Origin of the sequence: Stappia sp. 28M-7, from assembly GCF_014252955.1 — a bacterium.
Lineage (GTDB): Bacteria > Pseudomonadota > Alphaproteobacteria > Rhizobiales > Stappiaceae > Stappia.
The window spans coordinates 3,486,804-3,512,031 of record NZ_JACMIA010000001.1 but is presented as its reverse complement, the minus strand read 5'-3'; the positions used below and the strand labels follow the sequence as shown (position 1 = coordinate 3,512,031).

General features: G+C 67.3%; 18 protein-coding genes. 5 read left to right on the top strand and 13 right to left on the bottom strand.

Features of this window, described 5'->3' with window-relative positions; translation table 11 throughout:
* Positions 1–67: 67 nt before the first annotated feature.
* A complete protein-coding gene (locus H7H34_RS15710; protein ID WP_185925726.1) occupies positions 68–2,296 on the bottom strand; it encodes a mechanosensitive ion channel family protein in 2,229 nt (742 codons plus the stop codon).
* Between the two features lie 931 nt (positions 2,297–3,227).
* On the opposite strand from H7H34_RS15710, the gene H7H34_RS15705 reads away from it, so the two are divergent.
* Positions 3,228–4,316: a DUF2336 domain-containing protein gene (locus H7H34_RS15705; RefSeq protein WP_120267119.1), complete on the top strand. Its 1,089-nt coding sequence runs from the start codon at positions 3,228–3,230 to the stop codon at positions 4,314–4,316.
* Between the two features lie 30 nt (positions 4,317–4,346).
* Here H7H34_RS15705 and H7H34_RS15700 read toward each other — a convergent pair whose 3' ends face one another.
* The 3 genes from H7H34_RS15700 to H7H34_RS15690 form a co-directional block, all read right to left on the bottom strand.
* On the bottom strand, positions 4,347–5,603 hold the full coding sequence (locus H7H34_RS15700; RefSeq protein WP_185925725.1) for an amidase: 1,257 nt from the start codon (positions 5,601–5,603) through the stop codon (positions 4,347–4,349).
* A gap of 172 nt (positions 5,604–5,775) precedes the next feature.
* The gene (locus H7H34_RS15695; RefSeq protein ID WP_185925724.1) at positions 5,776–6,294 is read right to left on the bottom strand and encodes a BA14K family protein; all 519 of its coding nucleotides are present in this window, start codon (positions 6,292–6,294) and stop codon (positions 5,776–5,778) included.
* Positions 6,295–6,567: 273 nt separating this feature from the next.
* Positions 6,568–7,092 carry a BA14K family protein gene (locus tag H7H34_RS15690; protein ID WP_371811405.1) on the bottom strand — a complete coding sequence of 175 codons (525 nt, stop codon included), beginning with the start codon at positions 7,090–7,092 and terminating at the stop codon, positions 6,568–6,570.
* 295 nt (positions 7,093–7,387) lie between these two features.
* Here H7H34_RS15690 and H7H34_RS15685 point away from each other — a divergent pair, with 295 nt between their 5' ends.
* Positions 7,388–8,152, top strand: a complete 765-nt coding sequence (locus H7H34_RS15685; RefSeq protein ID WP_371811404.1) for a HugZ family pyridoxamine 5'-phosphate oxidase — start codon at positions 7,388–7,390, stop codon at positions 8,150–8,152.
* A 74-nt stretch (positions 8,153–8,226) separates the two neighbouring features.
* Entirely contained in the window at positions 8,227–9,138 is a 912-nt protein-coding gene (locus tag H7H34_RS15680; RefSeq protein WP_371811403.1) for an alpha/beta hydrolase, read from the top strand.
* Between the two features lie 99 nt (positions 9,139–9,237).
* Here H7H34_RS15680 and H7H34_RS15675 read toward each other — a convergent pair whose 3' ends face one another.
* The 8 genes from H7H34_RS15675 to H7H34_RS15640 all read right to left on the bottom strand — a co-directional run bounded on the left by H7H34_RS15675 (position 9,238) and on the right by H7H34_RS15640 (position 21,240).
* Complete coding sequence (locus H7H34_RS15675; RefSeq protein ID WP_120267124.1) at positions 9,238–9,570, bottom strand: hypothetical protein; 333 nt, start codon at positions 9,568–9,570, stop codon at positions 9,238–9,240.
* Positions 9,571–9,763: 193 nt separating this feature from the next.
* Positions 9,764–10,786 (bottom strand): TIM44-like domain-containing protein, encoded by a 1,023-nt coding sequence (locus tag H7H34_RS15670; protein WP_185925722.1) that lies wholly within the window; start codon positions 10,784–10,786, stop codon positions 9,764–9,766.
* 214 nt (positions 10,787–11,000) lie between these two features.
* Entirely contained in the window at positions 11,001–12,764 is a 1,764-nt protein-coding gene (locus H7H34_RS15665) for a methyl-accepting chemotaxis protein (RefSeq protein ID WP_209006239.1), read from the bottom strand.
* A 292-nt stretch (positions 12,765–13,056) separates the two neighbouring features.
* Positions 13,057–16,659, bottom strand: a complete 3,603-nt coding sequence (locus H7H34_RS15660; protein ID WP_185925721.1) for a hydantoinase B/oxoprolinase family protein — start codon at positions 16,657–16,659, stop codon at positions 13,057–13,059.
* Positions 16,660–16,824: 165 nt separating this feature from the next.
* A complete protein-coding gene (locus H7H34_RS15655) occupies positions 16,825–18,132 on the bottom strand; it encodes a TRAP transporter large permease (RefSeq protein ID WP_120267127.1) in 1,308 nt (435 codons plus the stop codon).
* 6 nt (positions 18,133–18,138) lie between these two features.
* Positions 18,139–18,672 (bottom strand): TRAP transporter small permease, encoded by a 534-nt coding sequence (locus tag H7H34_RS15650; RefSeq protein WP_185925720.1) that lies wholly within the window; start codon positions 18,670–18,672, stop codon positions 18,139–18,141.
* A gap of 216 nt (positions 18,673–18,888) precedes the next feature.
* A complete protein-coding gene (locus H7H34_RS15645; protein WP_185925719.1) occupies positions 18,889–19,878 on the bottom strand; it encodes a TRAP transporter substrate-binding protein in 990 nt (329 codons plus the stop codon).
* Between the two features lie 99 nt (positions 19,879–19,977).
* Positions 19,978–21,240, bottom strand: a complete 1,263-nt coding sequence (locus H7H34_RS15640; protein ID WP_371811402.1) for an NAD(P)/FAD-dependent oxidoreductase — start codon at positions 21,238–21,240, stop codon at positions 19,978–19,980.
* Positions 21,241–21,449: 209 nt separating this feature from the next.
* Here H7H34_RS15640 and H7H34_RS15635 point away from each other — a divergent pair, with 209 nt between their 5' ends.
* Together H7H34_RS15635 and H7H34_RS15630 are read left to right on the top strand one after the other, a co-directional pair.
* Positions 21,450–22,169 (top strand): aspartate/glutamate racemase family protein, encoded by a 720-nt coding sequence (locus H7H34_RS15635; protein ID WP_120267129.1) that lies wholly within the window; start codon positions 21,450–21,452, stop codon positions 22,167–22,169.
* Positions 22,170–22,245: 76 nt separating this feature from the next.
* On the top strand, positions 22,246–22,788 hold the full coding sequence (locus tag H7H34_RS15630) for a winged helix DNA-binding protein (protein ID WP_208996594.1): 543 nt from the start codon (positions 22,246–22,248) through the stop codon (positions 22,786–22,788).
* Positions 22,789–22,811: 23 nt separating this feature from the next.
* On the opposite strand, the gene H7H34_RS15625 is transcribed toward H7H34_RS15630, so the two are convergent.
* Positions 22,812–25,184: a putative bifunctional diguanylate cyclase/phosphodiesterase gene (locus tag H7H34_RS15625; protein WP_209006238.1), complete on the bottom strand. Its 2,373-nt coding sequence runs from the start codon at positions 25,182–25,184 to the stop codon at positions 22,812–22,814.
* Positions 25,185–25,228: the final 44 nt, after the last annotated feature.

Below are 25,228 nucleotides of genomic sequence, written 5' to 3'. Positions count from 1 at the left end.
GCGCAGGGGGCGTGGCGGACAGGCTCCCGGCCCGCTGGATGGCTCTGTGCCTGCAGAACCGCTGTTTTCATCGCGATTCCGAGGCATCCGTCAGCGGGTTCGTCGCGGCAGGCTGATCCAGCAGGGGCCGCACCGCGCCGGCGATCGCCTGCTTTTCCGCGTCGGAGAACTGGCGCGGATCGGACGGATCCTGGGCGACGCGCACGGTCACCTCGCGATGGGCGAAGTGGATGCCGTTGGCCTCGCACAGGTCGCGGATGCCGGAATAGACCACCTTTCGCAGCTCGAACTGGTCGCCGGGACGGGTCATGAACTTGACGCGGACGATCATGGCGGAATCCTCCAGCGCCGTGACGCCCTGAGACTTCACCGGCTGGAGGAATTTCGGTCCGTAGTCGGGATGCTGCATCAGGCCTTCGCCGAACTTCTTGATCAGCTTGCGCATCTTTTCCACGTCCGTGTCGTAGGTGACGCGGAAAGCCAGCTTCATCACCGCCCAGTCGCGGGAGAAGTTCTTCACATGCTTGATTTCCCCGAAGGGCACGGTGTTCAGCGGGCCGTTGTGGTGGCGCAGCTGCATGGAGCGGATCGAGATCTTTTCCACGGTGCCCTTGACGCTGCCCAGATCGATATACTCGCCCTTGCGGAAGGCGTCGTCGATCAGGAAGAAGGCGCCGGAGAAGATGTCGCGGATCAGCGTCTGCGCGCCGAAGCCGACGGCAAGGCCGACGACGCCGGCACCGGCAAAGAGCGGGGCGATGTCGATGCCGAGCTGCGACAGCACGATCATGCCGCCGATCACGACGATGGTGATCAGCAGGAAATGGCGGAAGATCGGCAGCAGGGTCGCAAGACGGCTCTCGCCGACGCCGCCCACCTCCATCTCCTCGCTGCGCCCGCCCGAGAGCGCGCGCTCCCGGTTGATTTGCCGGTCGATGGTCAGCTGCACCGCCCGGTAGCACATATAGGCAAGGAAGGTGACGACGCCGATCTCGAAGAGGTTTCCGACGATGGAGCTCTTGTCGCGCGGATCTATCCCCCAGCGTGCGAGCACGTAGGCGAGAGCTATCACCGCCGACAGGATCGCCGCGCCGTGGTCGAGCAGGTCGCGGTAGGGCGAGCGTTCTCCCTCGGCCTCTACCGCCTCGGCGGTGGCCTGGGCCGCAACCGCGTCGCTGTCGGGATGCTCGCCCGCGGCCTCTTCTGCCCGGGCCAAATCCTCGCTGCGCTGCGTCTGGCGGTCGGTGCTGTCGAGGCGGGGGAGCAGCAGGCGGTCGATGACAAGCACCATGAGGCCGTAGGCGGCCGCCCAGATCACCCCGGCCAGAACGGGCGCGCCGACGAGGCCGATGGCGGCCTCGCGCTCCAGCAAAAGCCGGCCGGAGGAGACGATGAAGGCGGCGAGGAAATAGACCAGGAGCAGGGGCAGCCAGACGCGCTGGAGCATCCGGCGGCGATCGTTGTCCCCGCCGGCCGGACCGCCGGAGAGCAGCCGGCCGAGGGCGCCGCGATGGGCGACGGCGACCGCGGACAGCATCAGGCAGGTCAGGCCGACCGAGAGGATCGCAAGCAGCCTGTGGCCGCCTGGATCGAGGCCCATGGCATCCAGCCATTCGTGCAGCGCAATGGCGAGGGTGGAGACGGCGCCGGTCGCCATCAGCCAGCGATAGAGGCTCGCGGCGCTGGCGTCATCAAGGGCGAGCATGCGGATCGGCCCGTTCCAGGGCGACAGGACCGCGGTCAGAACGATGCGCAGAAGCAGAAGGATTCCAACGCTTTGCAGGCCGATGAGCAGGGTAACGCGGCCCGCCGCATGGTGGGAGGCCAGCAGGAAGGCGACGGCAAGAGCCGCGCCATAGAACAGCGCCAACGCCAACACCATGGCGAACGCGCGGGCGATCAGGCGGGAAATGCGAGCCGCACGGGTCGGCTCCGGCGGACGGGGCGGCAGCAGCCGGGCGAAAAGCCAGCGCTCGCCGGCAAGCAGGGCCAGGCTGCCGGCGATCAGCGCGGCGGCGAGAACGAGAAGCGTCGCCGCAAGCCAGTCGGGCTTGTCCCCGGCCTGCCCGGCAATGGCGGCGGAAATCATGGAGGGCATTGCGGCTGCCGCATCGAGCGTGTTGCCAAGGGCTGCCCGCAGCTCAAGTCCAAGGCGTACCAAGGGCTTATCGGCTGCCATCTCCATCGCCGTCGCGTTCTGGGCGGCGGCGGGGGCCGCGCTTGCGGCGATTGCAACGGCGCTCGCAAGAATTCCGGCCGTCCGGCCGCCTGCGCGGTGCTGCAAGAGCTTGCCCATGAAATCTGTCCCCCCGATGCCGGCCGGCCTCTCGCGCCTGGTGCGAGGCCCGGCCGCGCCACACCCTTGGCCTCAACCTAACGGGGCAAACTTACAGAATCTTTCCGCAGGAAGACGGATATTGCGCAGGTTCTGGGGAAAAACGCCGGTTGCGGGCAAGCCCCGCGCGTCGGCACGACGCCGACATGCAAACGCCCGGGCAGGGCCCGGGCGCCGAAACTCGCGGATCATCGGCCGTGGCCGAGATCGGGAGATGCCGGTTATCCCCGGCATCCGGTTTCTTGAGATCGTCATTCGGGCCTGCGCGAATTTTGCGACGATTTTTGCAAAATTCCGTTCCGAATTCGCCAGAAATCGAGACGCGGCTTACAAATCCGGAAGTTGCGAGGTGCCTTGCTTCCTCCGTCCGAAGGAGGTGGCTCGGGCCTCGACCTGCATGCCCCTGCCTGGTCCTTTTCGCCTCAGAAGACGCCGACGACGATGGCGCCGACGAAGGCGAATGCCGCACACACGGCCAAGAGATTAATATTGCGGACAAGTGTCATATCGTGGCCTCCCGCAGTCTCTCGATACGTGAAGGATAAGTTACCGGGGCCAGCCGGCAAAGCGAAAAAGATGCTGCGTTGCGTCGCAGCCACGATGCCCGGTCCGACCCTCGTCAGGAATGGCGAGCGCCACCGGCGATTTTGGCGCGGCTGCCAATCGTCGTTTGGCGGGGGGAAATCCAGTGCAGCGCAGCCTCGCGGGCGAGGGCGAACAGATTATGCTGCGCCGCAGCATGTGTCTTACGTTGGGACACATTCCCCGGGCTGTTGATGAAAAAGCAAGAAGAGTCAGAGGTTTGCTCGGATCTACGTAGTTTGACTAGAATTAACTTGGGAGAAACAGGATCCGCATATGCTCGATTCCAGAAGGTGTGGAAGGATTGGGCATGAAGACTGCGGAACTGAACGAGCTGGCCCGCAGCGGTTCGCCGGAGAACATCGGCGACATGATCACGGCGCTGACCGAGCTGTTCATGAAAGCCGGTCGTCAGGAAAGAAGCCGGGTAAGCCCGGTTTTGGGTGACGTGGTGCTGAGGGTGCTCGATCGTCTCGACGTGTCGGTGCGCAAGACGATGGCCGCGCGCATGTGCGCCGAGACCGAGGCTCCGCGGGACCTGCTGAAGGCGCTGGCGAAGGACAGCGAGCTCGAAGTGGCCCGGCCGGTGATGACGGACGGGGGCCTGTTGACCGACGAGGACCTGGCCGAGGTCGCCCAGGAGGGGATCCCGGTGCGGCACCTGGACGTGATGTGCGAGCGCCAGGGAATCAAGCCGGTGCTCAGCCGGGTGTTGGCGCAGAAGGGCGATAGCCCGGTTCTGTGCGCGCTGCTGGGCAACGAGACGGCGCGGATCACGGCGGACTCCTTCGACCTGCTGCTGGCGCGTTCGCGCAAGGACGAGGAATTGCAGGCGGCGCTGACCCGACGGCAGGACCTGCCGGAGCAGGTGGCGTCGAAACTGGTGCCGTTCCTGTCGAAGGAACTGATCCAGCAGGTGCGCGAGGAGAATGCCAATCCGGTGCTGGCCAAGGTGGTGGCCGAGCAGGAGGCGCGCGAGGTCGAGATCCGGCTGCGCGAGATCGGCGGCGCCAAGTCGAAGATCGACCTCCTGATCGAGGGCGCGATCGCCGGCACGATCCCGATCGACCAGGCGGTCGTCGTCTTTGCCGACAAGGACCGGGCCTTCGATCTGGGCAAGGTGCTGGCCGGCAGGGTCGGCTGGCCGGAAAACGTGGTGGTGCCGCTGGTCTACCGCGAGGACGAACACCCGCTCTTCGTGCTGTCGCGGATCGCGGGCGTGTCGAACGAGGCCTATGTGAAGCTGGTGCGCATGCGCGGCAAGAAGATGCGCCTGTCGTCGGCGAGCGCCAGCGAATCCTCCCGCAGATACGGATCGCTGACGCTGGAAGCGGCGCGCACCGAGTTCATCGCCATGGCGCGCAAGATGAAGCTGCCCGTGGAGATCGCCCAGGGCTGATGCCCATGGGCGCTCTCCGAAAGAGCGGCCTCAGCCGCCTTTCGCCAGACATTCCTCCAGCCAGCGGGCGGCGAGCAGCGTGGCCCGGTCGCGCCCGTAAAGGCCGATCAGCTGGATGCCGAGCGGCAAGCCGCCGGGCGTTGCCAGCCCCGGCACGTTGACCGCGGGCCCGCCCATCAGCGTCCACACCCGGTTGAAGACCGAGGAGCCGGTGGAGGCGAGACCGGCCGGCGCCGCACCCGGTGCGGACGGCATCATCAACACATCCACCTGCGACATCACCTCGGCGAAGGCGTGACGCGCCTGCCGCGCGATCTCGAGCGCAGCGTCATAGGCGGCCGGCTCGATGGCCGCGCCATCCTCCAGCGTGCGCATCAACACCGGACTGATCAGCTCGGGCGCGGTGTCGACCTCGGCGGCAAGCGCGCGCGTTGCCTCGAAATCCTGGATGGTCTGGTGCGCGGCGAAGGCCTCGCGGAAGACCGGCGGCAGCGACACGCGCGACACCGAGGCACCGGCGCGCGAGGCCCGCGCAACGGCGGTTTCCAGCGCGCCCTGCATCTCGTCGTCGGCCTGGGCCCAGGGCTGCGGATCAACGACGCCGATGCGGGGCGGCATGGGCACCAGCGCATCGACCCGCCAGTCGCGCGCGGACAGGGCGCTGCCGGCAAAGGCGACATCGGCGACGCCCTTGCCGAACAGGCCGAGCGTGTCCAGCGTCCAGGAGAAGTATTTCATGCCGACCGTCGGCAGATGGTCGAACGACGGCTTGAATCCGACGACGCCGCAGAAGGAGGCGGGGCGCACGACCGAGCCGCCGGTCTGGGTGCCGATGGCCAGCGGAAAGAAACCGGCGGCGATGCCCGCGGCAGAGCCGGAGGACGAGCCGCCCGGCGTGTGCTCGAGATTGTGCGGATTGCGCGTCGGGCCGGGGTGGAAGAAGGCGAATTCGGTGGTGACGGTCTTGCCGACGACGGCAGCGCCCGCCCGGCGGGCGAGGGCGACGGTCACCGCATCCACCGCCGGGCGATGGTTCTCGTGGATCGGCGAGCCGTAGCGCGAGGGAAAGTCGGCCGTGTCGATATTGTCCTTCACCGCAAGCGGCAGGCCCATGAGCGGGCCGCGCGCGGAGCGGGCCGCTTGCCGTGCCGCCTCGACGTCGTGGCAGACGAAAGCACGGATCGTGCCTTCCTGCTCGGCGATGCGCGCGGCGATGTCGTCGTACAGCGCGTCGATATCCAGCGTCCCGGCATCGAGCGCACGGGCGAGTTCCAGGGCAGACAGCATGGGTTCCTCCTCAGCGGGGGACGATCATCACCAGCCGCGCCGAGACTGCAAGTTTTTTCAGGCGATTGCACGCTGCGGGTGCCGTGTGCGGCGTCCTGTGACCTGAACGCGAAACGGCCCGGCGGGAGGAGCCGGGCCGTTCGGGGAGGGGGCTGATTTCAACCCTTTGCCATTACTGGCAGAAGCGCTGCTGGCCCGAGTAGGTGGTGTAGGTGCCGGTGTTCGGGTTGAAGCTCCGGTACTTGGAAGAGCAGTAGCGGTACCACTCCGGGGTGTAGGGCTCGAGCGAGCCGCTCACCACGACCGGGGCGGCCGGGGTGTAGGCCGGATTGCCGCGGCGCGCCGGGTCGATATAGACATCGCCGCGCACCGGCGCCGGATCCCGGTAGATGTATTCCGGCTCGTAGACCCGGTCCGGAGCGCTGAGCGCCGAGCCCAGGATCGCACCGGCGGCAAGGCCGATCACGCCAGCGGCGACCGCCGCGCCGGCATCGTTGCCGCGATTGCCGCGGTGATGACGGTAGCCGTAATTCGGGCGATGCGGGCGGTGGACACGGTGGTGCTTGTAGCCACCGTTGCCCCAGCCGTGGCGGCCGTCGCGGGCCTCGGCAGAAGGGGCGAGCGTCGGCACGAGCAGGGCGCCGGCAAGCGCGACAGCAAGGGCGCGGGCAGAGATTTGCTTCAGGGCCATGGGATCGTTCCTTCCAGTGGCTTCGATGTTCCGATGAGGCGACAATGCCATCCCGCAATTGAACGAGGTCTGAGATGCCCGTTCATCTGGCGTTCAGGTTCCCTAGCCCCATCCGCCGCCGTGTGAAGGTTTGACAAAGAGCGCCGTTTCACCAGCACCTTCGGCGCGCATTTCAAATGCGAAAACCACACTGGAAACATCTGTTTGCTGATCACCCTTCCGGATCTGAAGCTCGTGCAGAGCCTGCGCGAACTTCAGATCCGGGGGATCAGGTCAGCGGCAGAACCGGTACTTGCCGGAATAGGCCAGGAAATAGCCGGTCTCCGGATTGAAGCTGCGGTACTTGCGCGAGCAGTAGCGATACCACTCGGGCGTCCACGGCGCGTAACCGCCGCTGCGGACCGGCGGATCGATGTATTCCCGGCCGCCGCCGCTCAGCGCCGAACCGAGGATCGCGCCGGTGGCGAGGCCGAAGATCGCCGCGCCGCCAATGGCAGCGCCGTTGTTGCGGTGGCGATAGCCGCGACGGTCGCGCCAGCGGCGGTCGTCACGCCAGCGACGGTCCTCGCGCCAGCCGGGACGCGGGCGATAGCCGCGATTGGGCCGGGACTCGCGACCATTGCCGTAATACGGCATGTTGCCCGGCACTGGCTTGATGCGGGCGTAGGGGCGGTAGCCGTCACGGTTCTGCCTCTCGTCGTAGCCCTGGGCGAGAATGATGTTGCCGACCGGCGAACGGCTGGCCTGTTCGGCCGATGCGCTGTTCGGCGCGGCCGCCTGTGCGGTGAAAGTGAGCACGGCGAGGAGCGCTCCCCGGACGGCCCAGGAAGTCAGTCGCCCTGTGCGATATGCGGCGGATGCGGCCATGACAGGCCTCCTTTCGAAAAGATTAACCCAGCTTTACCATTGCCTCTTTTGTGGCGAGAGCAAGGCTCTGCCTGTCGGCGTGCCACCCTTCCGAATCATGGGGCAGGCACGGGAACGGGCAAGGGCGAGCCATTGCTTTCCGCCGGTTGCGCAGGCAAAAGGGCGAGAGCCACGCGATGCAGCGGTAGCCACGCAAGGATAACTCCCGAACATGGAAAGGCGTTCCGTGGCTGAAAACGATCGACCGCAGGTGATCCGCCCCACCGACGACGAAGCAAGGCTGCTGTCGCAGCGCCTGGTGCGCATGGCGCGCTTCGGCGCGCTAGGCGTCATCGATCCGCAAGACGCGATGCCCTTCGTCTCGCGCGTCGGCCTTGCAACCGAAATGGACGGCACGCCGGTGATGCTGGTCTCGCGCCTGTCGCAGCACACGAGCGCGGTCGCCGCCGACCCGCGCTGTTCGCTTCTGGTGGGCGAACCGGGCAAGGGCGATCCGCTGGCCCATCCGCGCCTGTCCATCGTCGCGCGGGCTGAGCGGATCGACCCGGCCGACCCGGCCCATGCCGCCATCCGCCGGCGCTACCTGCTGCGCCATCCCAAGGCGAAGCTCTATGTCGACTTTCCCGATTTCGCGTTCTTCCGCATCGTTCCCGAGCGTGCGAGCCTCAACGGCGGCTTCGGCAAGGCCTATCACCTGACGGCGGGCGACTTGCTGCTGTCGGGGCCGGTCGTCGCCGAGCTTGGCGCAGCCGAGGCGGGGGCCGTCGAGCACATGAACGAGGATCATCTCGACGCCATCGCGCTCTATGGGGAAAAGCTGGCGCGGGCAGGCAGCGGCAACTGGCGCCTGTCCTCGCTCGATCCGGCGGGGCTAGATCTCGTCGACGGCGACAAGGTGGCGCGGCTCGACTTCGTTCCGCCGCTGCAAAGCGCGGGCGAGCTGCGCGCGCGCCTGGTTGCCCTTGCGAAACAGGCAAGGGCTGGTGAATGATCGCCCGGACCGAACACCCGGGCTAGGAATCTGCGCCGGAGTGCCGGCAAGCATCTGAGGAGACAGCCGACATCGTGACTGCGACCCGCACCATGCCCGTCCCGCCGCTCGTCGTCGCGGTTCTCTTTCTCCTGGCACTTGCATCGGGCGCGAGCCCGGCGGCGGCCTATCGGCTGGAGCCGTTCAAGGACCGGCTGTTCTCCTATCCCGGCCTTCTGGCCGGCAAGGCGGACGATCCGTTCGTCATCGTCGATTACGACAAGCGCCGCGACATCCACCGCCGCGACAAGGTGTGGGAGCGCGAGGTCTACGGCGAATACGTGTCGATGAAGCCGAGCGGGTCGCAGGAAGACCTGACGCTGAAGGCGAACGGGCGCACGATCAGCTACATGCGCGTCGGCGAGCCGCGCGGCGCGCGCAGCATCGTCATCTATGTGCACGGGCAGGGCGGCAACCGCTTCCAGGGCATGAACGACGTCAGCTTCGGCGGCAACTTCAACCGCATCAAGAACCTGATGGTGCGCAATGCCGGCCTCTACATCACGCTCGACGTCAAGAATTTCGACGAGCGCGGGGCGGGCGACGTCAAGGCGTTGATGCAGCACTACATCCGCCAGGCACCGCAGGCGCGGGCCTATGTCGCCTGCGGCTCGATGGGCGGCTTCCTGTGCTGGGAGCTGGCGCGCGACGGCGGCGCTGCGGCGATGATGGGCGGCATGCTGCTGATGGGCTCGACCTGGGACGATGCGTTCCTGTCGAGCGCGACGTTCCGGGGCGGGCGGCTGCCGATCTATTTCGGCCATGGCAGCTGGGACGAGGTCTACGACTGGAAGAAGCAGGCCGCGTTCTACGAGCGGCTGAAGGCGCGCAAGTCCGACTATCCGGCGCGGTTCGCGCTGTTCGAGACCGGCACGCACGGCACGCCGATCCGCATGACCGACTGGCGGCTGATCCTCAACTGGATGTTCGCCGCCACCGGCAGGTAGAGCCGGCACGGGCGCTGCCCGCCCTGGTGCGGGTGACACAGTTAAAAACGGGCCGCCCATGGGACGGCCCGTTTTCACAAGCTCTCGCGAGTAGACAGGTTACTTCCAGACCACGTCCTTGTTGCGGACGGTGATCGTCTTCATGTCGCAATAATCGATGTCGGCATCGACATAGGTGCCGTCGGTGAAGTCGATGCGGGTGCGCACGGTGCAGTTCCCCTCATCGGTGCCGAAGTCCATCTCGAACGTGTCGCCCGGCACGATGATCTCGTCCAGCCAGTTGTCGCTCCACTCGCCGTTTTCCTGGGTGCGGAACGAGGTCACGTTGGCAGTGGAGCGGTTTTCCAGATCGAACTTCCACTCGTTTGCGGCGACGGTTCCGGTTGCAACGAGCAGTGCGGCTACAGCCGCAAGGATAGTTTTTGCAGTCATGGTCCAATCCCAGGATCAAGCGCGGCCCAATCGCCGGCGCAGGACGATACAGCTGCGCCATTTTCCTGGATAGGCGGATAATTTTTCCCCTGGCATGCCCCGAACCGCCGGCGGATGGTGGGGAGCGGCGCCAAGAAAAAACCGCCCCAGACGGGGCGGTTTCTCGGGTTTGGGAAGGGACCGCGACAGGCGCCTATTCGGTGCCCTGGATGGCCGCGAGCGTCCATTCGCCGCCCTTCTGACGGCGGAAGGTCCACAGCTCGGTGCTTTCCTGCGGCTCCTCCAGGCTGCCCGACAGCACCCGGCCGGAATTGCGGTCGAGGACGGCATCGAGGGCGGAAAAGCGCATGGCGACCGTCGCATAGTCGTCGCTGCCTTCGCTCCAGGCCTCGGACAGGTCGCCCTGCAGCAGCTTCACGTCGGACACGGCATTGCGCTTGCCGGCGGAGGCGAGCTCGCCCAGTTCCTCGGCGAGGAAGGACATGGCCTCGGGCGTCGCCAGACGGCGGAGCGCGGCGTAGTCCTCGCGGCCATAGGCTTCCTGCACTTCGGCCAGCATCTGCTCGAAGCGGTCGAAATCGGCCTCTTCCAGCTCGAGCGGGGTTTCCATGACAGGGGCCTGGAACGGAGCGGCCGCGCCGGTGCCGGCGTCGGTTCCGGTGCCGCCGGCGCCGCCGAAGCTGAACGGGGTGCGGGACGTGTCAGGGCCGGTGCCGCCGAAATTCGGCGCTGCGCCGCCGGTCGCGGCTGCCGCCGGCTGCTGGCGCCGGCCGAAGAAGCGCATGGCCAGCATGATGAGGAAGCCGATCAGGGCCACCTGCAGGATCAGGCCGAGGAAGCCGGCAAAGCCGCCCATGCCGCCGCCAAAGAGCATGCCGAGCAGGCCGCCCATCAGCAAGCCGCCGAGAAGGGCGCCGCCCATGCCGCCGAACAGCCCGCGCGAGGGCTGGGCCGCCTGCTGCTGGCGGGCGCCGGCGCCCGGCGTCGCCTGCTGACCCTGAGCGGGCTGCGGCGTCATCGTGCGCTGAACCGGCGAGGCCGTGCCCGGCGCGGTGTTGGTCGGGGCGGGGGCGGAAAAGGTGCGTGCACCGCGGCTGCCGAAGCCGCTGCTGCCGGCCCGGCGGGCTTCGGCAAAGTCGACAGCGGCAAAAAGCGCGGCAATTCCAAGGGCAATAACGGCTGTCGTCTTGCGCTTCCGGCTGGCGGCAGCTTGCATCAGGGATTTCCTCCACTAGGCTCAGGTCGAGATCAACGCTCGTCATATGGGAGCCCGGCGGGCGCATTGCCAGCGCAAACGGCACTTCTTTCTCCTTGTTTGCGCAAGAAAAAAGGCGGCCCCATGCGGCGCCGCCTCTTTGTGTACCGTGCCGGCCGTTTCTCCCGCTGCGAGCCGGTATCGCCCGGCGTGCGCGGGGGAGGAAACCGCTGGATCAGGCGGCGCGAATGTTGCGCAGGAAGGCGTCGAGTTCCTTCTGCAGCGTGCCGGACTGATAGGCCAGCGTCTCGACGCTGGTCAGGACCTGGCGCGCTCCTGCGCTGGAATCCACCGCCCGCTCGCGGACCGAGCCGATGGTCCGCGTGATCTCGGTGCTGCCGGCCGCCACTTCGTTGACATTGCGGGCAATCTCCGCCGTCACCGCGCTCTGCTCCTCGATGGCCGTGGCAATGGCCGAGATCTGGCCGTTGATGCTGTTGATGGACTCCACGACGGACCCGATGGCTTCCGAGGTGCGGGCGGCGCCGTTCTGCATGTCCTGCACCTGGGTGCTGATATCCTCGGTGGCGCGGCCGGTCTGGTTGGCCAGCGCCTTGACCTCGCCGGCGACGACCGCAAAGCCCTTTCCGGCCTCGCCAGCGCGTGCCGCCTCGATGGTGGCATTCAGCGCCAGGAGGTTGGTCTGGTCGGCGATGTCGTTGATCAGCCTGACCACATCGTCGATGCGCCGCGCCGCCTCGGCAAGGCCGTTGACGGTGCTGCTGGAGCGCTGCGCATTGGTGGTGGACTGACCCGCGGCGGACAGCGCGGCCGTGACCTGGCGGCTGATCTCGCCGATGGAGGCGCTCAGTTCCTCTGCCGCGCTGGCGACCGACTGGACGCCGGTTGCCGACTGTTCGGCCGCTGCCGCGACCGTGCCGGCATTGTCCGAGGTCACCTCGGCATTGCGGGCCATCATGTCGGCTGCCTGCTGGAGTTCGCGCACGGCGTCGGCAATGCCGTCCGACACCGTCTTGAGGGTCGATTCCAGGCTGTCCGCCAGGCGAAGGGTCGCCTCGCGCTTCTCGATCTCGATGCGCTCCTCTTCCTCGCGGGCCTGTTCCTGCAGGCGCTTGATCTCGATGGTCTTCTCCCGGAAGGCCTCGAAGGCGCGGGCGAGTTCCCCGACCTCGTCGCGCGAGCGGACGGAAACGGTGACCGAGGTGTCGTCCATGGCGAGCCGGTTGAGGGCGGTGACGACGCTGCGGAGCGGCCTGCTGATGCCGAAGACGGCGAACACGCTCGCAATCGCCACGCCCGCCAGGATCGCGACCAGCGTCGTGGTGCTCATGATCACCAGGCCCTGCTGCTCGTGCTTCTTGGCGGAGTCGCTGGCTTCCAGGGTGAAACGGTCGAGGTCCTGAGCCAGCTCCACCAGCTCATGGTCAAGCCGCTCCTGCTCGATCTCGAGTTGAGCCGCAAGGGCGGTGGCCGCCGGGATGTCCTTCGTCTTCAAAAGCTCGACGATGCGCTCGATCTTCTGGCCGTAGGCCACGTGCTCGGCCTCGATGCGCTTCAGGGTCGTCAGGACGCTCTCGTACTTGGCTGCATGTTCCGGGGTGGCGGCGAGGGACTGCCCCTTGGCGGCGATCGCCTCGGCCTGCCTGATCTCATCGTCGACTTGCGCGGCCAGCGCCATGACGCGCCGCGACAGGTCTTCGGTCGTGCCGGACTCGGGCGCGGCCTCAAGGTTGGCGGCGCGGAAGAGACGTTCAAGCAGGAGAGCCTGCTCGAGCTGATGGATCGTCACCTTGCTGACATTGGTCGTCAGAGGGATCGTCTCGTCGGCAATCTCTTCAAGCTCCGTGCCGATCTGGCGCATCTGCAAGAGGCCGACGGCGGCAATGGAGAGCATCATCAAACTTAAAAAACCGACCAGCCCCAGGATCTTGGCAGCCACGGAGCGCAGGCGGGAGGAGCCGGCACGAACATCGCGCATTGCAGAATTCCCCGACATATGAAAGAGCGGGCTACAACAAGGACCGCGCCTCCATTACACTGCGTAAGCTCTTAAGTTTTCCTGATTTTTGGAGGGCAAAATCAGGTATTTTCAAAGATCGCGGATTTTAATGTTTGACGGCTTCTGATCCGAATTCTTCAATCTTAAATAAAAATTGCTGGAATTGGGTTGCGGTCCGGACATGCGTGCCGGCGCCGGATGCCAAAACGGCCGCGCCATGGGCGCGGCCGTTCGGGTGGTGCTCACGGGACGGGGCAGGGGCCCGCAGGCGTTACGCCTTGCCCCAGCCGCCGGCGGTCGGGGTGATGACGGTGACCGCCTCGCCCGCCTTCAGGACCGTCTGGTCGCAGCCGGCAAGTTCCTGCGTGGTGCCGTCGAGACGGCGCACCAGGGTCTTGCCGAGCTGGCCGTCGCCGCCGCCTTCGCCGCCCTTCGGCGTGATGGTGCGGTGGGACGACAGGATCGCCAGTTCCATCTCCTCCAGGAAGCGGATAGTGCGCTTGGTGCCGTTGCCGGCATGCCACTTGCCCGTGCCGCCCGACCCCTCGCGGATGTGGAAGTCCTCCAGCAGGACCGGATAGCGGAATTCCAGCACTTCCGGATCGGTGAGGCGCGAGTTGGTCATGTGCACGTGGACGCCGTCGGTGCCGTTGAAGCCGGGACCGGCAGGCGAGCCCGAGCACAGGGTCTCGTAATACTGGTAGGTGGCGTTGCCGAAGGTCAGGTTGTTCATCGACCCCTGGCTGTTGGCCATGGCTCCCAGTGCGCCGAACAGGGCGTTGGTGACGTGCTGGCTGGTCTCCACGTTGCCGGCGACGACGGCGGCCGGGTAGGCCGGCTTCAGCATGCAGCCGTCGGGGATGACGATGTGGATCGGCCGCAGGCAGCCCGCATTCATCGGGATGTGCCCCTCGACCATGACGCGGAAGCAGTAGAGCACCGCCGCGCGGGTGACAGGCTCGGGCGCGTTGAAGTTGTTCGGCTTCACTTCGCTGGTGCCGGTGAAGTCGACGGTCGCCTCGCGCTTCGTCTTGTCGACGGTGATCCGAACGCGGATCACCGAGCCCTGGTCGGTCGGGTACTCGTACTCGCTGTCGGTCAGCGCCTCGATGACCCGGCGCACGCTCTCCTCGGCATTGTCCTGGACGTGGCCCATATAGGCCTGCACCACCTCGAGACCGAAGTGGGAGACCATCTTGCGCAGCTCCTGCACGCCCTTCTCGTTGGCGGCGATCTGCGCCTTCAGGTCGGCGACGTTCTGCGTGACGTTGCGCACCGGCCAGGGATGGTCGGTGAGGACCTCGACCAGCTCCTCCTCGCGGAAGCGGCCCTGATCGACGAGCTTGAAGTTGTCGATCAGCACGCCTTCCTCGTCCACCGTGGTGGCGCGCGGGGTCATGGAGCCGGGCGCCGAGCCGCCGACATCGGCATGGTGGCCGCGGCTTGCCGCCCAGAACAGGATCTCCTTGCCCTCGTCGTCGAAGACCGGCGAGACGACGGTGATGTCCGGCAGGTGGGTGCCGCCGTTATAGGGGGCGTTCAGCGCGAAGACGTCGCCCGGGCGGATCTGGCCGGCGTTGAGCTTGATCACCGTCTCGACGGAACGGTCCATCGAGCCGAGATGCACCGGCATGTGCGGGGCATTGGCGACCAGCGCGCCGGAGGCATCGAAGACCGCGCAGGAGAAGTCGAGGCGCTCCTTGACGTTCACCGAGTAGGCGGTGTTCTGCAGCGTCACGCCCATCTGCTCGGCGATCGACATGAAGAGGTTGTTGAAGACCTCGAGCATGACCGGATCGGCCTTGGTGCCGATGGCCTCGGCGCGGGCGAGCTTCTCGACGCGGCGCAGGACGACATGGTCCTTGGCGGTGATTTCCGCCTGCCAGCCCGGCTCCACGACGATGGTCTGGTGCGGCTCGACGATGAGCGCAGGGCCGGAGAGCTTGTGGCCGGGCTTGAGGCCGGCGCGGGCGAAGAAGCCCGCCTCGCGCCACTCGCCCTCGGCGAAGATGCTGCCCTTGTCGGTCGCCTCGGGCGAACCGGAGACGAGCGGCAGGTCCGGCTCGTCGATGCCGGAGCCGCCGCCGACGGATTCCACCTCGAGCGCTTCCACGACGATCGGCTTGTTCTCGTAAACGAAGCCGAACTGGGCGCGGTGCGCATCGGCAAAGGCGCCGACCATCGTGTCGATGTCGCGGGGCACATAGGCGACCGGGATCGGGGTGTCCGTGCCCTCGTAACGCAGCAGGGCGCGCGGCAGGTTGCGGATCCCGGCATCCGCGACGCCCTGGCCGGCGACCTCGGCCCGGGTCTCGGCCGACAGCCGGTCGACGAGCGCCTCGAGGTCGTCCAGCATGGCCGGCTCGAGCCGGCGCACGACCGCCTGCTGACGGGTGGCGCGGATGTCGGCAAGGCCCATGCCATAGGCGGACAGGATGCCCGACAGCGGGTGGACGATCACCGTGGTCATGCCGAGGCTGTCGGCAACCGAGCAGGCGTGCTGGCCGCCGGCACCGCCGAAGCAGGTCAGCGCATACTCGGTGACGTCGTAGCCGCGCTGGACCGAGATCTTCTTGATGGCGTTGGCCATGTTCTCGACGGCGATCTTCAGGAAGCCGTCGGCGACTTCCGCGGCGGAGCGGCCGTCGCCGATGCGGGCGGCCATTTCCTCGAACTTCGCCACCACCGCGTCGCGGTCGAGCGGCTCGTCGCGCCCCGGTCCGAAGATCTTCGGGAAGAAGTCGGGGCGCAGCTTGCCGACCATGACATTGGCGTCGGTGACGGCGAGCGGGCCGCCGCGGCGGTAGCAGGCGGGGCCGGGATTGGCGCCAGCCGAATCCGGGCCGACCTGGAAGCGGCCGTCCTTGTAGTGGAGGATCGAGCCGCCGCCGGCCGCGACCGTGTGGATCATCATCATCGGGGCGCGCATGCGCACGCCCGCCACCTCGGTCTCGAAGGCGCGCTCATACTCGCCGTTGTAGTGCGAGACGTCCGTGGACGTGCCGCCCATGTCGAAGCCGATGACCGCATCGAAGCCGGCCATGCGCGAGGTCTCGATGGCGCCGACGACGCCGCCGGCCGGACCCGACAGGATCGCGTCCTTGCCCTGGAAGAGGTCCGCGGCGGTGAGGCCGCCGGAGGACTGCATGAACATCAGCCGGCAATCGGTGCCGTCGATCTGCAGTTCGCTCGCCACCTGCTCGACATAGCGGCGCAGGATCGGCGAGAGATAGGCGTCGACCACGGTGGTGTCGCCGCGCCCGACCAGCTTCATCAGCGGCGAGACCTCGTGGCTGACGGAGACCTGCGGGAAGCCGACCTTGCGGGCGATCTCGGCGACCTTCTTCTCGTGATCGGGGAAGGCATAGGCGTGCATGAAGACGATGGCCGCGGAGCGGATGCCGCTGTCATAGGCGGCCTTGAGGTCGCGCTCGACTTCGGCCAGATCCGGCTCGGCCTCGATGGTGCCGTCGGCGCGTACGCGCTCGGCGACCTCGACGACGCGCTCATAGAGCAGTTCCGGCTTGATGATCTCCTTGGCGAAGATGTCGGGCCGCGCCTGGTAGCCGATCTCCAGCGCATCGCGGAAACCGCGGGTGGTGACCAGCAGGGTGCGGTCGCCCTTGCGCTCCAGCAGCGCGTTGGTGGCGACGGTGGTGCCCATCTTGACGGTAGCGATGCGCTCGGCCGGGATGCGCTCGCCGGAGGCGACGCCCATCAGCTCGCGGATGCCCTGGATGGCGGCGTCGCGATAGGCTTCCGGGTTCTCCGACAGGACCTTGTGGGCGCGGATGCCGCCGTCGGGATCGCGGGCGACGATGTCGGTGAAGGTGCCGCCGCGATCGATCCAGAAATCCCACTTGCCGCTCGTCATGATGCGTCTCTCCGCTGGTCGGTCCGGCCGGCATGCGCTGGGCACGGGGCCGATTATTGGCTCGTCGCTACGTCAACAATTTATCGAGAAAATGTCAACGTTGTTTTTGCAAGACCCCGCCCGCAAAATCGTGCGGGCGGGGAAGATCGCGGGACGATCCGGGCCTTACGGCCGGGTGCGCATGTTCTCGGGCAGCCAGGTCGCCAGCTCCGGGAAGGCGATCAGGATGAACACCATGACCACCATCAGCGCGAACATCGGCAGGGCGGCGCGGGCGATATAGGTCATCTCGTGCCGCGTCATGCCTTGCAGCACGAACAGGTTGAAGCCGATGGGCGGCGTGATCTGCGCCATCTCCACCACCACGACGACGAAGATGCCGAACCAGATCGCGTCGATGCCGGCGGCCCGCACCATCGGCTCGACCACCGCCATGGTCAGCACCACCGAGGAGATGCCGTCCAGGAAGCAGCCGATGATGATGTAGAAGACCAGCAGCGCCATCAGCAGCTCGAAGCGCGAGAGCTGCATGTCGGCGATCCAGGCCGCGAGCGCGCGCGGCAGGCCGGTGAAGCCCATGGACAGCGACAGGAAGGCGGCGCCGGCGAGGATGAGGGCGACCATCGCGGAGGTGCGGGTGGCGCCCATCAGGCTCTCGCCGAAGGTCTTCCAGGTGAGCGAGCCCTGGCCGGCGGCCAGCGCCAGCGAGCCGATGACGCCGAGGGCGGCGGCTTCGGTGGCGGTGGCAAGGCCGGTATACATCGACCCGATCACCACGATGATCAGCGCGATCACCGGCAGCAGGAAGCGGGAGTTGGCGAGCTTTTCGCGGAAGCTCATCTGCGGCTCGGGCTGCGGCTTGTAGGTCTTCGAGACCTTCGCGTAGATCGCGATATAGCCCATGAACAGCGCCGCCAGCACCAGCCCCGGCAGGATGCCGGCCATGAACAGCTTGGTGATGGATTCGTTGATGGTGACGCCGTAGACGATCAGCGTCAGCGAGGGCGGGATCATCAGGCCGAGGGTGGCGGCGCCGGCCAGCGTGCCGATCACCATGTTTTCCGGATAGTTGCGCTTGCGCAGCTCCGGCACCGACATCTTGCCGACCGTCGTCAGGGTGGCGGCGGAGGAGCCGGAAACGGCGGCGAAGACCGTGCAGCCGACGACATTGGTGTGCAGCAGGCCGCCGGGCAGGCGGGCCATCCACGGGGCAAGGCCGCGGAACATGTCCTCCGACAGGCGTGTCCTATAGAGGATTTCGCCCATCCAGATGAACAGCGGCAGCGCGGTCAGCGTCCAGGACGAGGAGGCGGCCCAGATCACCGTGATCATCGCGTCGCCCGCCGGGCGCGAGGTGAACAGCTCCATGCCAACGAAGGCGACGCCGAGCAGGGCAAGGCCCACCCACACGCCGGTGCCCAGCAGCAGGAACAGCACGAAGAGGAAGAGGATGATGGGAGCGAAGGTTTCCATGGCGGCTTACTCCCCGTGGCTCTGTTCGACCGTGTCGGCGACGATGCCCGACGAGCCGAGAACGAGAACGCGGACCAGGTGATCCGTCATGGCGATGGCGAGAAGGACGGCGCCGGCGGCCATGGCCATCTGCGGGATCCACAGGGGCGTGGCGTCCTGGCCCTGGCTGATGTCGTTGAGCTTGCGCGACCAGTACACGGCCTTGATCGCGTAATACGACAGGTACCAGGTGAGGGCGGAGCCGATGCCGAAGCACCAGACCTCGAGCCAGCGGCGATGGCGGCCGAGGGCGCTGAGCAGCAGGCTGACCCGGATATGGGCGCCGCGGTTGAGCGCGTGGGCGAAGGCGAAGAAGGAGGCCGAGGCCATGGCGTAGCCGGCATAGCTGGCAGCGCCGGGGAAGATCAGGCCGGTCCATCTGGCGATCATCTGCGCCACGATGATGGCGAGGATGGAGACCAGCGCCAGCGCGGCGATCATGCCGCCGGCCAGATACAAACCGTCGAGAAGGCGGCGGAGCCCGCGCCCGAGTGCGATCATGGTCGTGTTCCGTGTCTGTTGCGGACCGGCCACGGCGCAACTGCCCCGGCCGGGCCGCTAAGCGCGCGGTCCGGCGGGCAGGCCTGCGCGGGCAGGAGCCCGGCTGTCAGGGACGGCGTGCTGCCGCGACCGCAAGGTCGCGGCAGTCCTGGCGGGCGCGCCTGCCAGCGGCAGCGCGCCCGGACCGTCGGTGACGGAGGCGGCGGAACGCGCCGCTTAGTTGGCCTTGAAGGCGTCGACGATGGCCTTGCCCTTGTCGCCGGCAGCCTTCAGCCACTCTTCGGTCATCGCCTCGCCGACAACGCCAAGGTCGGCCTTGAGCTGGTCGCTGGGCTGGAGCACCTTCATGCCGTTGGAGGCAAGGCCGTCCAGCGTCAGCTTGGTGTAGTCCTTGGCCTTCTGCAGGCCGTCGGCCTCAGCCTTGGCGGCGCAGTCAGTGAAGACCTTCTTGGTCTCGTCGGACAGGCCCGCCCAGGTGTCCTTGTTGACCATCACCGAGTTGCGCGGCAGCCACGCGTCGACCGCGTAGAAGTGCGAGACGTTCTCCCACAGCTTGCTGTCGTAGCCGGTGGCGCCGGAGGAGATCATCGATTCGGCAACGCCGGTGGCGAAGGCCTGGGAAACCTCGGCGGCCTCGATCTGCACCGGGAGCATGCCGGTCAGCTCGGCGAGCTTGGCGGTCGCGGCATTGTAGGCGCGGAACTTGATGCCCTTCATGTCGGCGCCGGAATTGACTTCCTTGTTGAAGTACAGGCCCTGCGGCGGCCACGGCACGCTGTAGAGAAGAACGAGGTTCTGGCCGTCCAGCGCCTCTTCCACCGCGCCTTCGGCGGCCGACCACAGCTTCACGGAATCGTCGAAGGAGGTGGCGAGGAAGGGAATGCTGTCGACGCCGAAGATCGGGTCCTCGTTGGCATGCGCGGAAAGCAGGCGCTCGCCGATCGGCACCTGGCCGGTCTGCACGGCGCGCTTGATGTCAGCGCCGCCGAACAGCGAGCCGCCCGGATGGGTGACGATCTCGATCTCGCCGCCGGTGCCCTCGGTGACGCAGGCGGCAAAGGCGGCCGCGTTCTCGGAATGGAAGTTGGTCGCCGGATAGGCGAGCGGCATGTCCCACTTCTCGGCGGCGAATGCCGGGGAAGCGGCAGAGGCAGCCAGAAGCGCGGCGGTTACGATGCCGGTGGTGCTCTTCAGCAGGTCAGTCATGTTTGGTCCTCCATCGGCCGGGATCCGATTGTTCCGGATCTCGCGGCAGTCCAGGTCTCTGGTCGGTATTCCCTTGGCCCAGTGCCCATGGGTCACACTCTAGACAGCGAAACGCGCGGGCGAATAGGGGGTGGGGTCGATATTCGGCTTGCGGCCCGCGATCATGTCGGCAACGAGGCGACCGGTCCTGGGACCGCCGGTCAGGCCGATATGATGGTGGCCGAAAGCCATCAGGACATCGCCGCATGCCGGCGACGGCCCGATCACGGGGATGGAATCGGCCGGCGCCGGCCGGTGTCCCATCCATTGACGGGTCGAGCCCCAGCGCAGCGCGGGCATGGCCCGGCGCAGCTGGCGCTCCAGAAGCTCGAACGGCGCCTTGGCCGGTCCCGCGGCAAGGCCGCCGAACTCGACGACGCCGGCAAGGCGGATGCGCCCCTCCAGCGGGGTGGCGACGAATTTCGCGGAGGCGAACATGAAGGGCGCGCGCGGCATCGCGCTCGGCGCCTCCAGCTCCAGATGGTAGCCGCGCTCGCTCTCCAGCGGCACGGAGATGCCGAGCTGGTCGGCAAGCGGCCCGGACCACACGCCGGTCGCCAGCACGGCGCGGTCGCAGGCGAGCGGTCCGCCATCGGTGGCAAGGGAGGCGAGGCGGCCGTTCTCGGTCACGAAGCCCTGCAGCGCGCCGCGCAGGAGCGTGCCGCCGCGCGCCTCGAACTCGGCGGCGAGATCCTTCACGTAAAGGCCGGGGTCGCGGATGATGCCGTGATCGGGAAGGCGGACGGCGAAGTGGTTGGCATCGCCCAGCAGCGGGTCGTAGCCCCCGAGCGAGGCGCCCTCCATCTCCTGCCAGGAAAAGCCCGCCTCGCGCCGCAGCCGCCAGCCGAAGGCATCGCCCTCGAAGGCGGCGCGGTCGCGGTAGACATAGAGATAGTCGGACGGGGCGATCCAGCGGTTCGCCGCCGTGCGGCCCGCCAGGGCGCGGTGCTCGTCGAGGCTGTTGCCGACGATCGGCAGCAGCGCGCGGGCGATGCGCTCGGTTTCGCTCGTGTTGCAATGGGAAAGGTATTTCGCAAGCCAGGGCAGCAGGCGCGGCAGGTAGGACCAGCGCAGGAACAGCGGGCTGTCCGGGTCCATCAGCATGCGCGGCGCCTTGGCCGGCAGGCCTGGAACGGTGACGGGAACCACGGCGCAGGAGGCGAGCACGCCGCCATTGCCATGGGAGGTGCCCTCGCCGGGGCCCGCACGGTCGAGAAGGGTGACCTGATGACCGTCTTCCTGGAGGCGGAGCGCGGCGCTGACGCCGACGATCCCCGCGCCGATCACCACAATCCGCAAACGCCCACTGTCGTGCTGCTGCACAGTGCCTCTCCCCGGCCAATTATGCCAAGTGTCGTGAGGTCAGGTTCTGTTGTCAACAATTTATCGACAAAATGTTCTTAATATTCTGCGCAAGATCCTTGTGTTGCAGACGTTCAGGTGCACCAATCCTCGGATTGAGGCGGTTCGGGCTCGGTTGACGCAGGGTTTGCGACAGTCGGAGCAGCATTGTCTCGGCGGGAGGATGCGAAATGACGGTGCATGGCGGCAAGGCGCTCTATGGCGCGGCGGTGGGAATCCTGATGCTGGAGGCGCGCTTCCCCCGCATCCCCGGCGACATGGGCAATGCGCTGACCTGGCCGTTCCCGGTGCATTACCGCATCGTGCGCGATGCCACGCCCGACAGGGCGGTGCGGCAGGGCGCGAGCGGGCTGCTCGATGCGTTCATCGCCGCGGGGCGCGAGCTGGTTGCCGACGGGGTCGACGGCATCACCACCAATTGCGGATTTCTGTCCCTGTTCCAGCGCGACCTGCAGGCCGCGCTCCAGGTTCCGGTTGCCGCCTCCTCCCTGATGCAGGTGCCGCTGGTCGACCGTTTGCTGCCGCCGGGCAAGCGCGCCGGCATCCTGACGATCTCCGCCGGATCGCTGACGGGTGCGCATCTGGCGGCGGCCGGCTGCCCCGCCGACACGCCGGTGATGGGAACCGAGGGCGGGCGCGAGTTCACCCGCGCGATCCTCGACAACGAGGAGGCGCTCGACGTGGAGGCGGCCCGGGCCGACAACGTGGAGGCGGCGCAGGCGCTGCTGGCGCGCAATCCGGAGGTCGGCGCCATCGTGCTGGAATGCACCAACATGGTGCCCTATGCCGCCGACATCCGGGCGGCGACGGGCGTGCCGGTCTATTCCATCGAGAGCTTCGTGACCTGGTTCCACTCCGGTCTGGTGCCGCGGCGCCATCCGCTGCCCTAGCGTTAGCCGGAAGGATGGTTGCTCTTTCGCAGCTCCCTGCCGTAGCCTTGGCCCGAACAATTCAGGCAGGAATTTCATGACAGACAGCACCCAGTCCGGAGACATTGTGCAAGGGGGTATCGGACCGGTCGTGTCTGCCGCCCATCTCGCCTCGGGCGCCATGCCGGCGCTTTCGGAGGTCGAGTTTGCGGTGACCATGATGGTCAACGCCTATCACCGCTGGATGGTCCGCTGCATGGCGGCGGCCGGGGCGCCGGGCATGAGCCCGCTCGACACGTTGGTGCTGCATTCGGTCAATCACCGCGGGCGGCCGAAGTCGCTCGCCGATATCTGCCTGGTGCTCAACATCGAGGACACCCACACGGTCACCTATGCGCTGAAGAAGCTGGCCGCCGCCGGACTGGTGGAGACGGGCAAGCGCGGCAAGGAAAAGACGGTGGCGATCACCCGCGCCGGCGAGGCGATCTGCATGGAGTATCGCCGGCTGCGCGAGGCGCTGCTGGTCGGCCCGGTCAAGGGGCTGGGCATGGACGAGATGGAGCTGTCACGGCTGGCCGCGACGCTGCGCTCGGTCTCCGGCCATTACGACCAGGCCGCGCGGGCCGCAGCGGCGATGTAGGCCAGCGCTTCAGGCGCTCGCGGTCAGGCCGCGCCGACGGCGCGGGTCCGCCCCTCGGCGACCCCGGCCTCGTCCTTCGCCGTTTCGCGTTCGTCTGACGTTTCGGCGTCGGCGTCGGCCGTGTCCGCATCGTCATCGGCAACCGCACCAGAACCTGCCCCCGCATCCGCATCCGCGTCGGCGTCCATGGCAAAGGCGTCGATATCCGCATCCGTGAGGCGAGGGGCGTCCGCGTCCGCACCGGCTTCCGCAGCCGTCTCGAACGGAAGCTGCGGCAGGTCCGTCTCGCGGGCGGCCAGCAGCAGCTGCTCGCACCGCGTCTGCTGGGCGAGGGCGATGGTGTCGCTGGCGGACTGGTCGGTGAGGTCCATCGGCTTGCCGAACAGGAAGCCCTGCACCTTGTCGCAGCCGGCGGCGCGCAGCAGGGCCACCTGGGTCTCGTCCTCCACGCCTTCCGCCGTGATGGTGACCTCGAGCGAGCGCCCCAGCCCGACGATGGAGGCGATGATGGCGTCGGTCGTCGGATTCTTGCCGACGGTGGCAACGAAGGACCGGTCGATCTTGATCGTGTCGAAGGGGAAGCGCGAGAGATAGCTGAGGCTCGAATAGCCGGTGCCGAAATCGTCCATCGCCACGGACACGCCCATCTGGCGGATCTGCGTCAGCGTCTTCACGACGGCGTTGGTCTCGGAAATCAGCAGGCTCTCGGTGATCTCCACCTCCAGCCGCTCGGGAGCAAGGCCGCTGGTGTTGAGCGCATGGGAGACGCGCTCCTCGGTGCGGCCGGGACGGAACTGGGCAGGCGAGATGTTGACCGCGACGGTGAGCGAGGTGTCGCGCCAGCGCGCGGCCTCGGTGCAGGCATGCAGCAGCACCCAGGCGCCGATCTCCTCGATGAGGCCGGCATCCTCGGCGATGGGGATGAAGACCGTCGGCGAGATGGTGCCGCGCTCGGGGTGCTCCCAGCGCAGCAGGGCCTCGTAGCCCGTCAGCTTCAGATCGCGCAGGGAGAATTGCGGCTGGTAGAGCAGGCGGAACTCGTCCTGGGCCAGGGCCTTGCGCAGGTCGCTCTCCAGCAGTTTGCGCTTCTGGGCCTCCGCATCCATGTCCGGGGTGTACCAGATATAGGTGGACCGGCCCGAGTGCTTGGCCCGGTAGAGGGCAAGGTCGGCGCAATGCAGCAGGCGGGACGCGCGCCAGGCGGCCTCCGAGGCCTGGGCAACGCCGATGGAGAGCGAGATCGGGATGTCCTTGCCGTCGATGCGGGTGGGAATGCGCGTGGCGGCGATCATCGAGGATGCAAGCTGGGTCACGGCCCGGCGGTCGAGATCGCGGGCGATCAGCACGGCGAACTCGTCGCCGGACAGGCGGGCGACAAGATGGCTGGCAAAGACATTGCTCAGCCGGTCGGCGATCACCTGCAGGAAGAGATCGCCTGCCGCGTGGCCGTGGGTGTCGTTGATGGCCTTGAACTTGTCCACGTCGATCAGCATGACCGAGATGTTGCCGGCCTTGGCGCTGGCCAGCCGCAGCGCCTCGTTCAGCTTGGTGGAAAACACCGTGCGGTTGGGCAGGCCGGTCAGTGCGTCGTGATGGGCAAGAAACTGGATCGTTTTGCTGGCCTTCAGCCGGTCGCGGAAGCGCATCCACACGAACAGGGCGGCAAGGCCGGTCGCGACGAAGATCATCGCCATCAGAATGGCGATGGCGATCTGCACCACCTCGCTCAGGAACAGGCCGGTCGTCGCCTGGTCGTAGAGCAGGACGATGGCGCCCTCGATGGTGTCGCCGTTGCGAATCGGCACGGCGAGCAGGGTGGGTTCGGGTTTCGTGCCGAGCAGCGTGGAGGGAACGTCCACCGCGCGCGGCTCGCCGGCGGCAAGATGGCGCAGGAGCGTATCGAGGCGCGGGGTGAGGCGCTCGAGCATCTGCGGATCGGTGCGCGGCAGCACGGAGGCCTCTGACAGCAGCACCGTTCCCGGCGCGAAGCGCAGGACGGCGACGGTGCGGGCCAGGTCGCTCTGGTCGAGCTCCTCCATGAATTCGTCCAGGGAGGCGGTGCGGTCGACCTTGGCGGGATTGGCAGCCGGACGCTGCGGCCGCGGCGCGTCAGCGGTGCGCGTCCTGCCGCTGCCCGCCGAAGCGTTGCCGTCCACACCGTCGATGGAGCGGCGCAGGCTTTCGTCGGCGAAGGTGGCGATTTCCTCGTCGGAAACCCGGTCGTTCTTCAGGAGATGATGGTTCAGGTCGCGGTCGAGCCGGCGTGCGGTTTCCTGGGCATCGCGGGTGTAAATCGCCTTGGAAAAGAATACATTTGCCGCCTGGATCGTGCCGGCGAAACCTGCAACGATCAAAAAGCCCACAAAGATGCCCAGCAACGTCTTTAGGTTGCGCAACCTGACCCGTCCCTCACGGCGCGATGCCGCCGTTCTCATCGGTG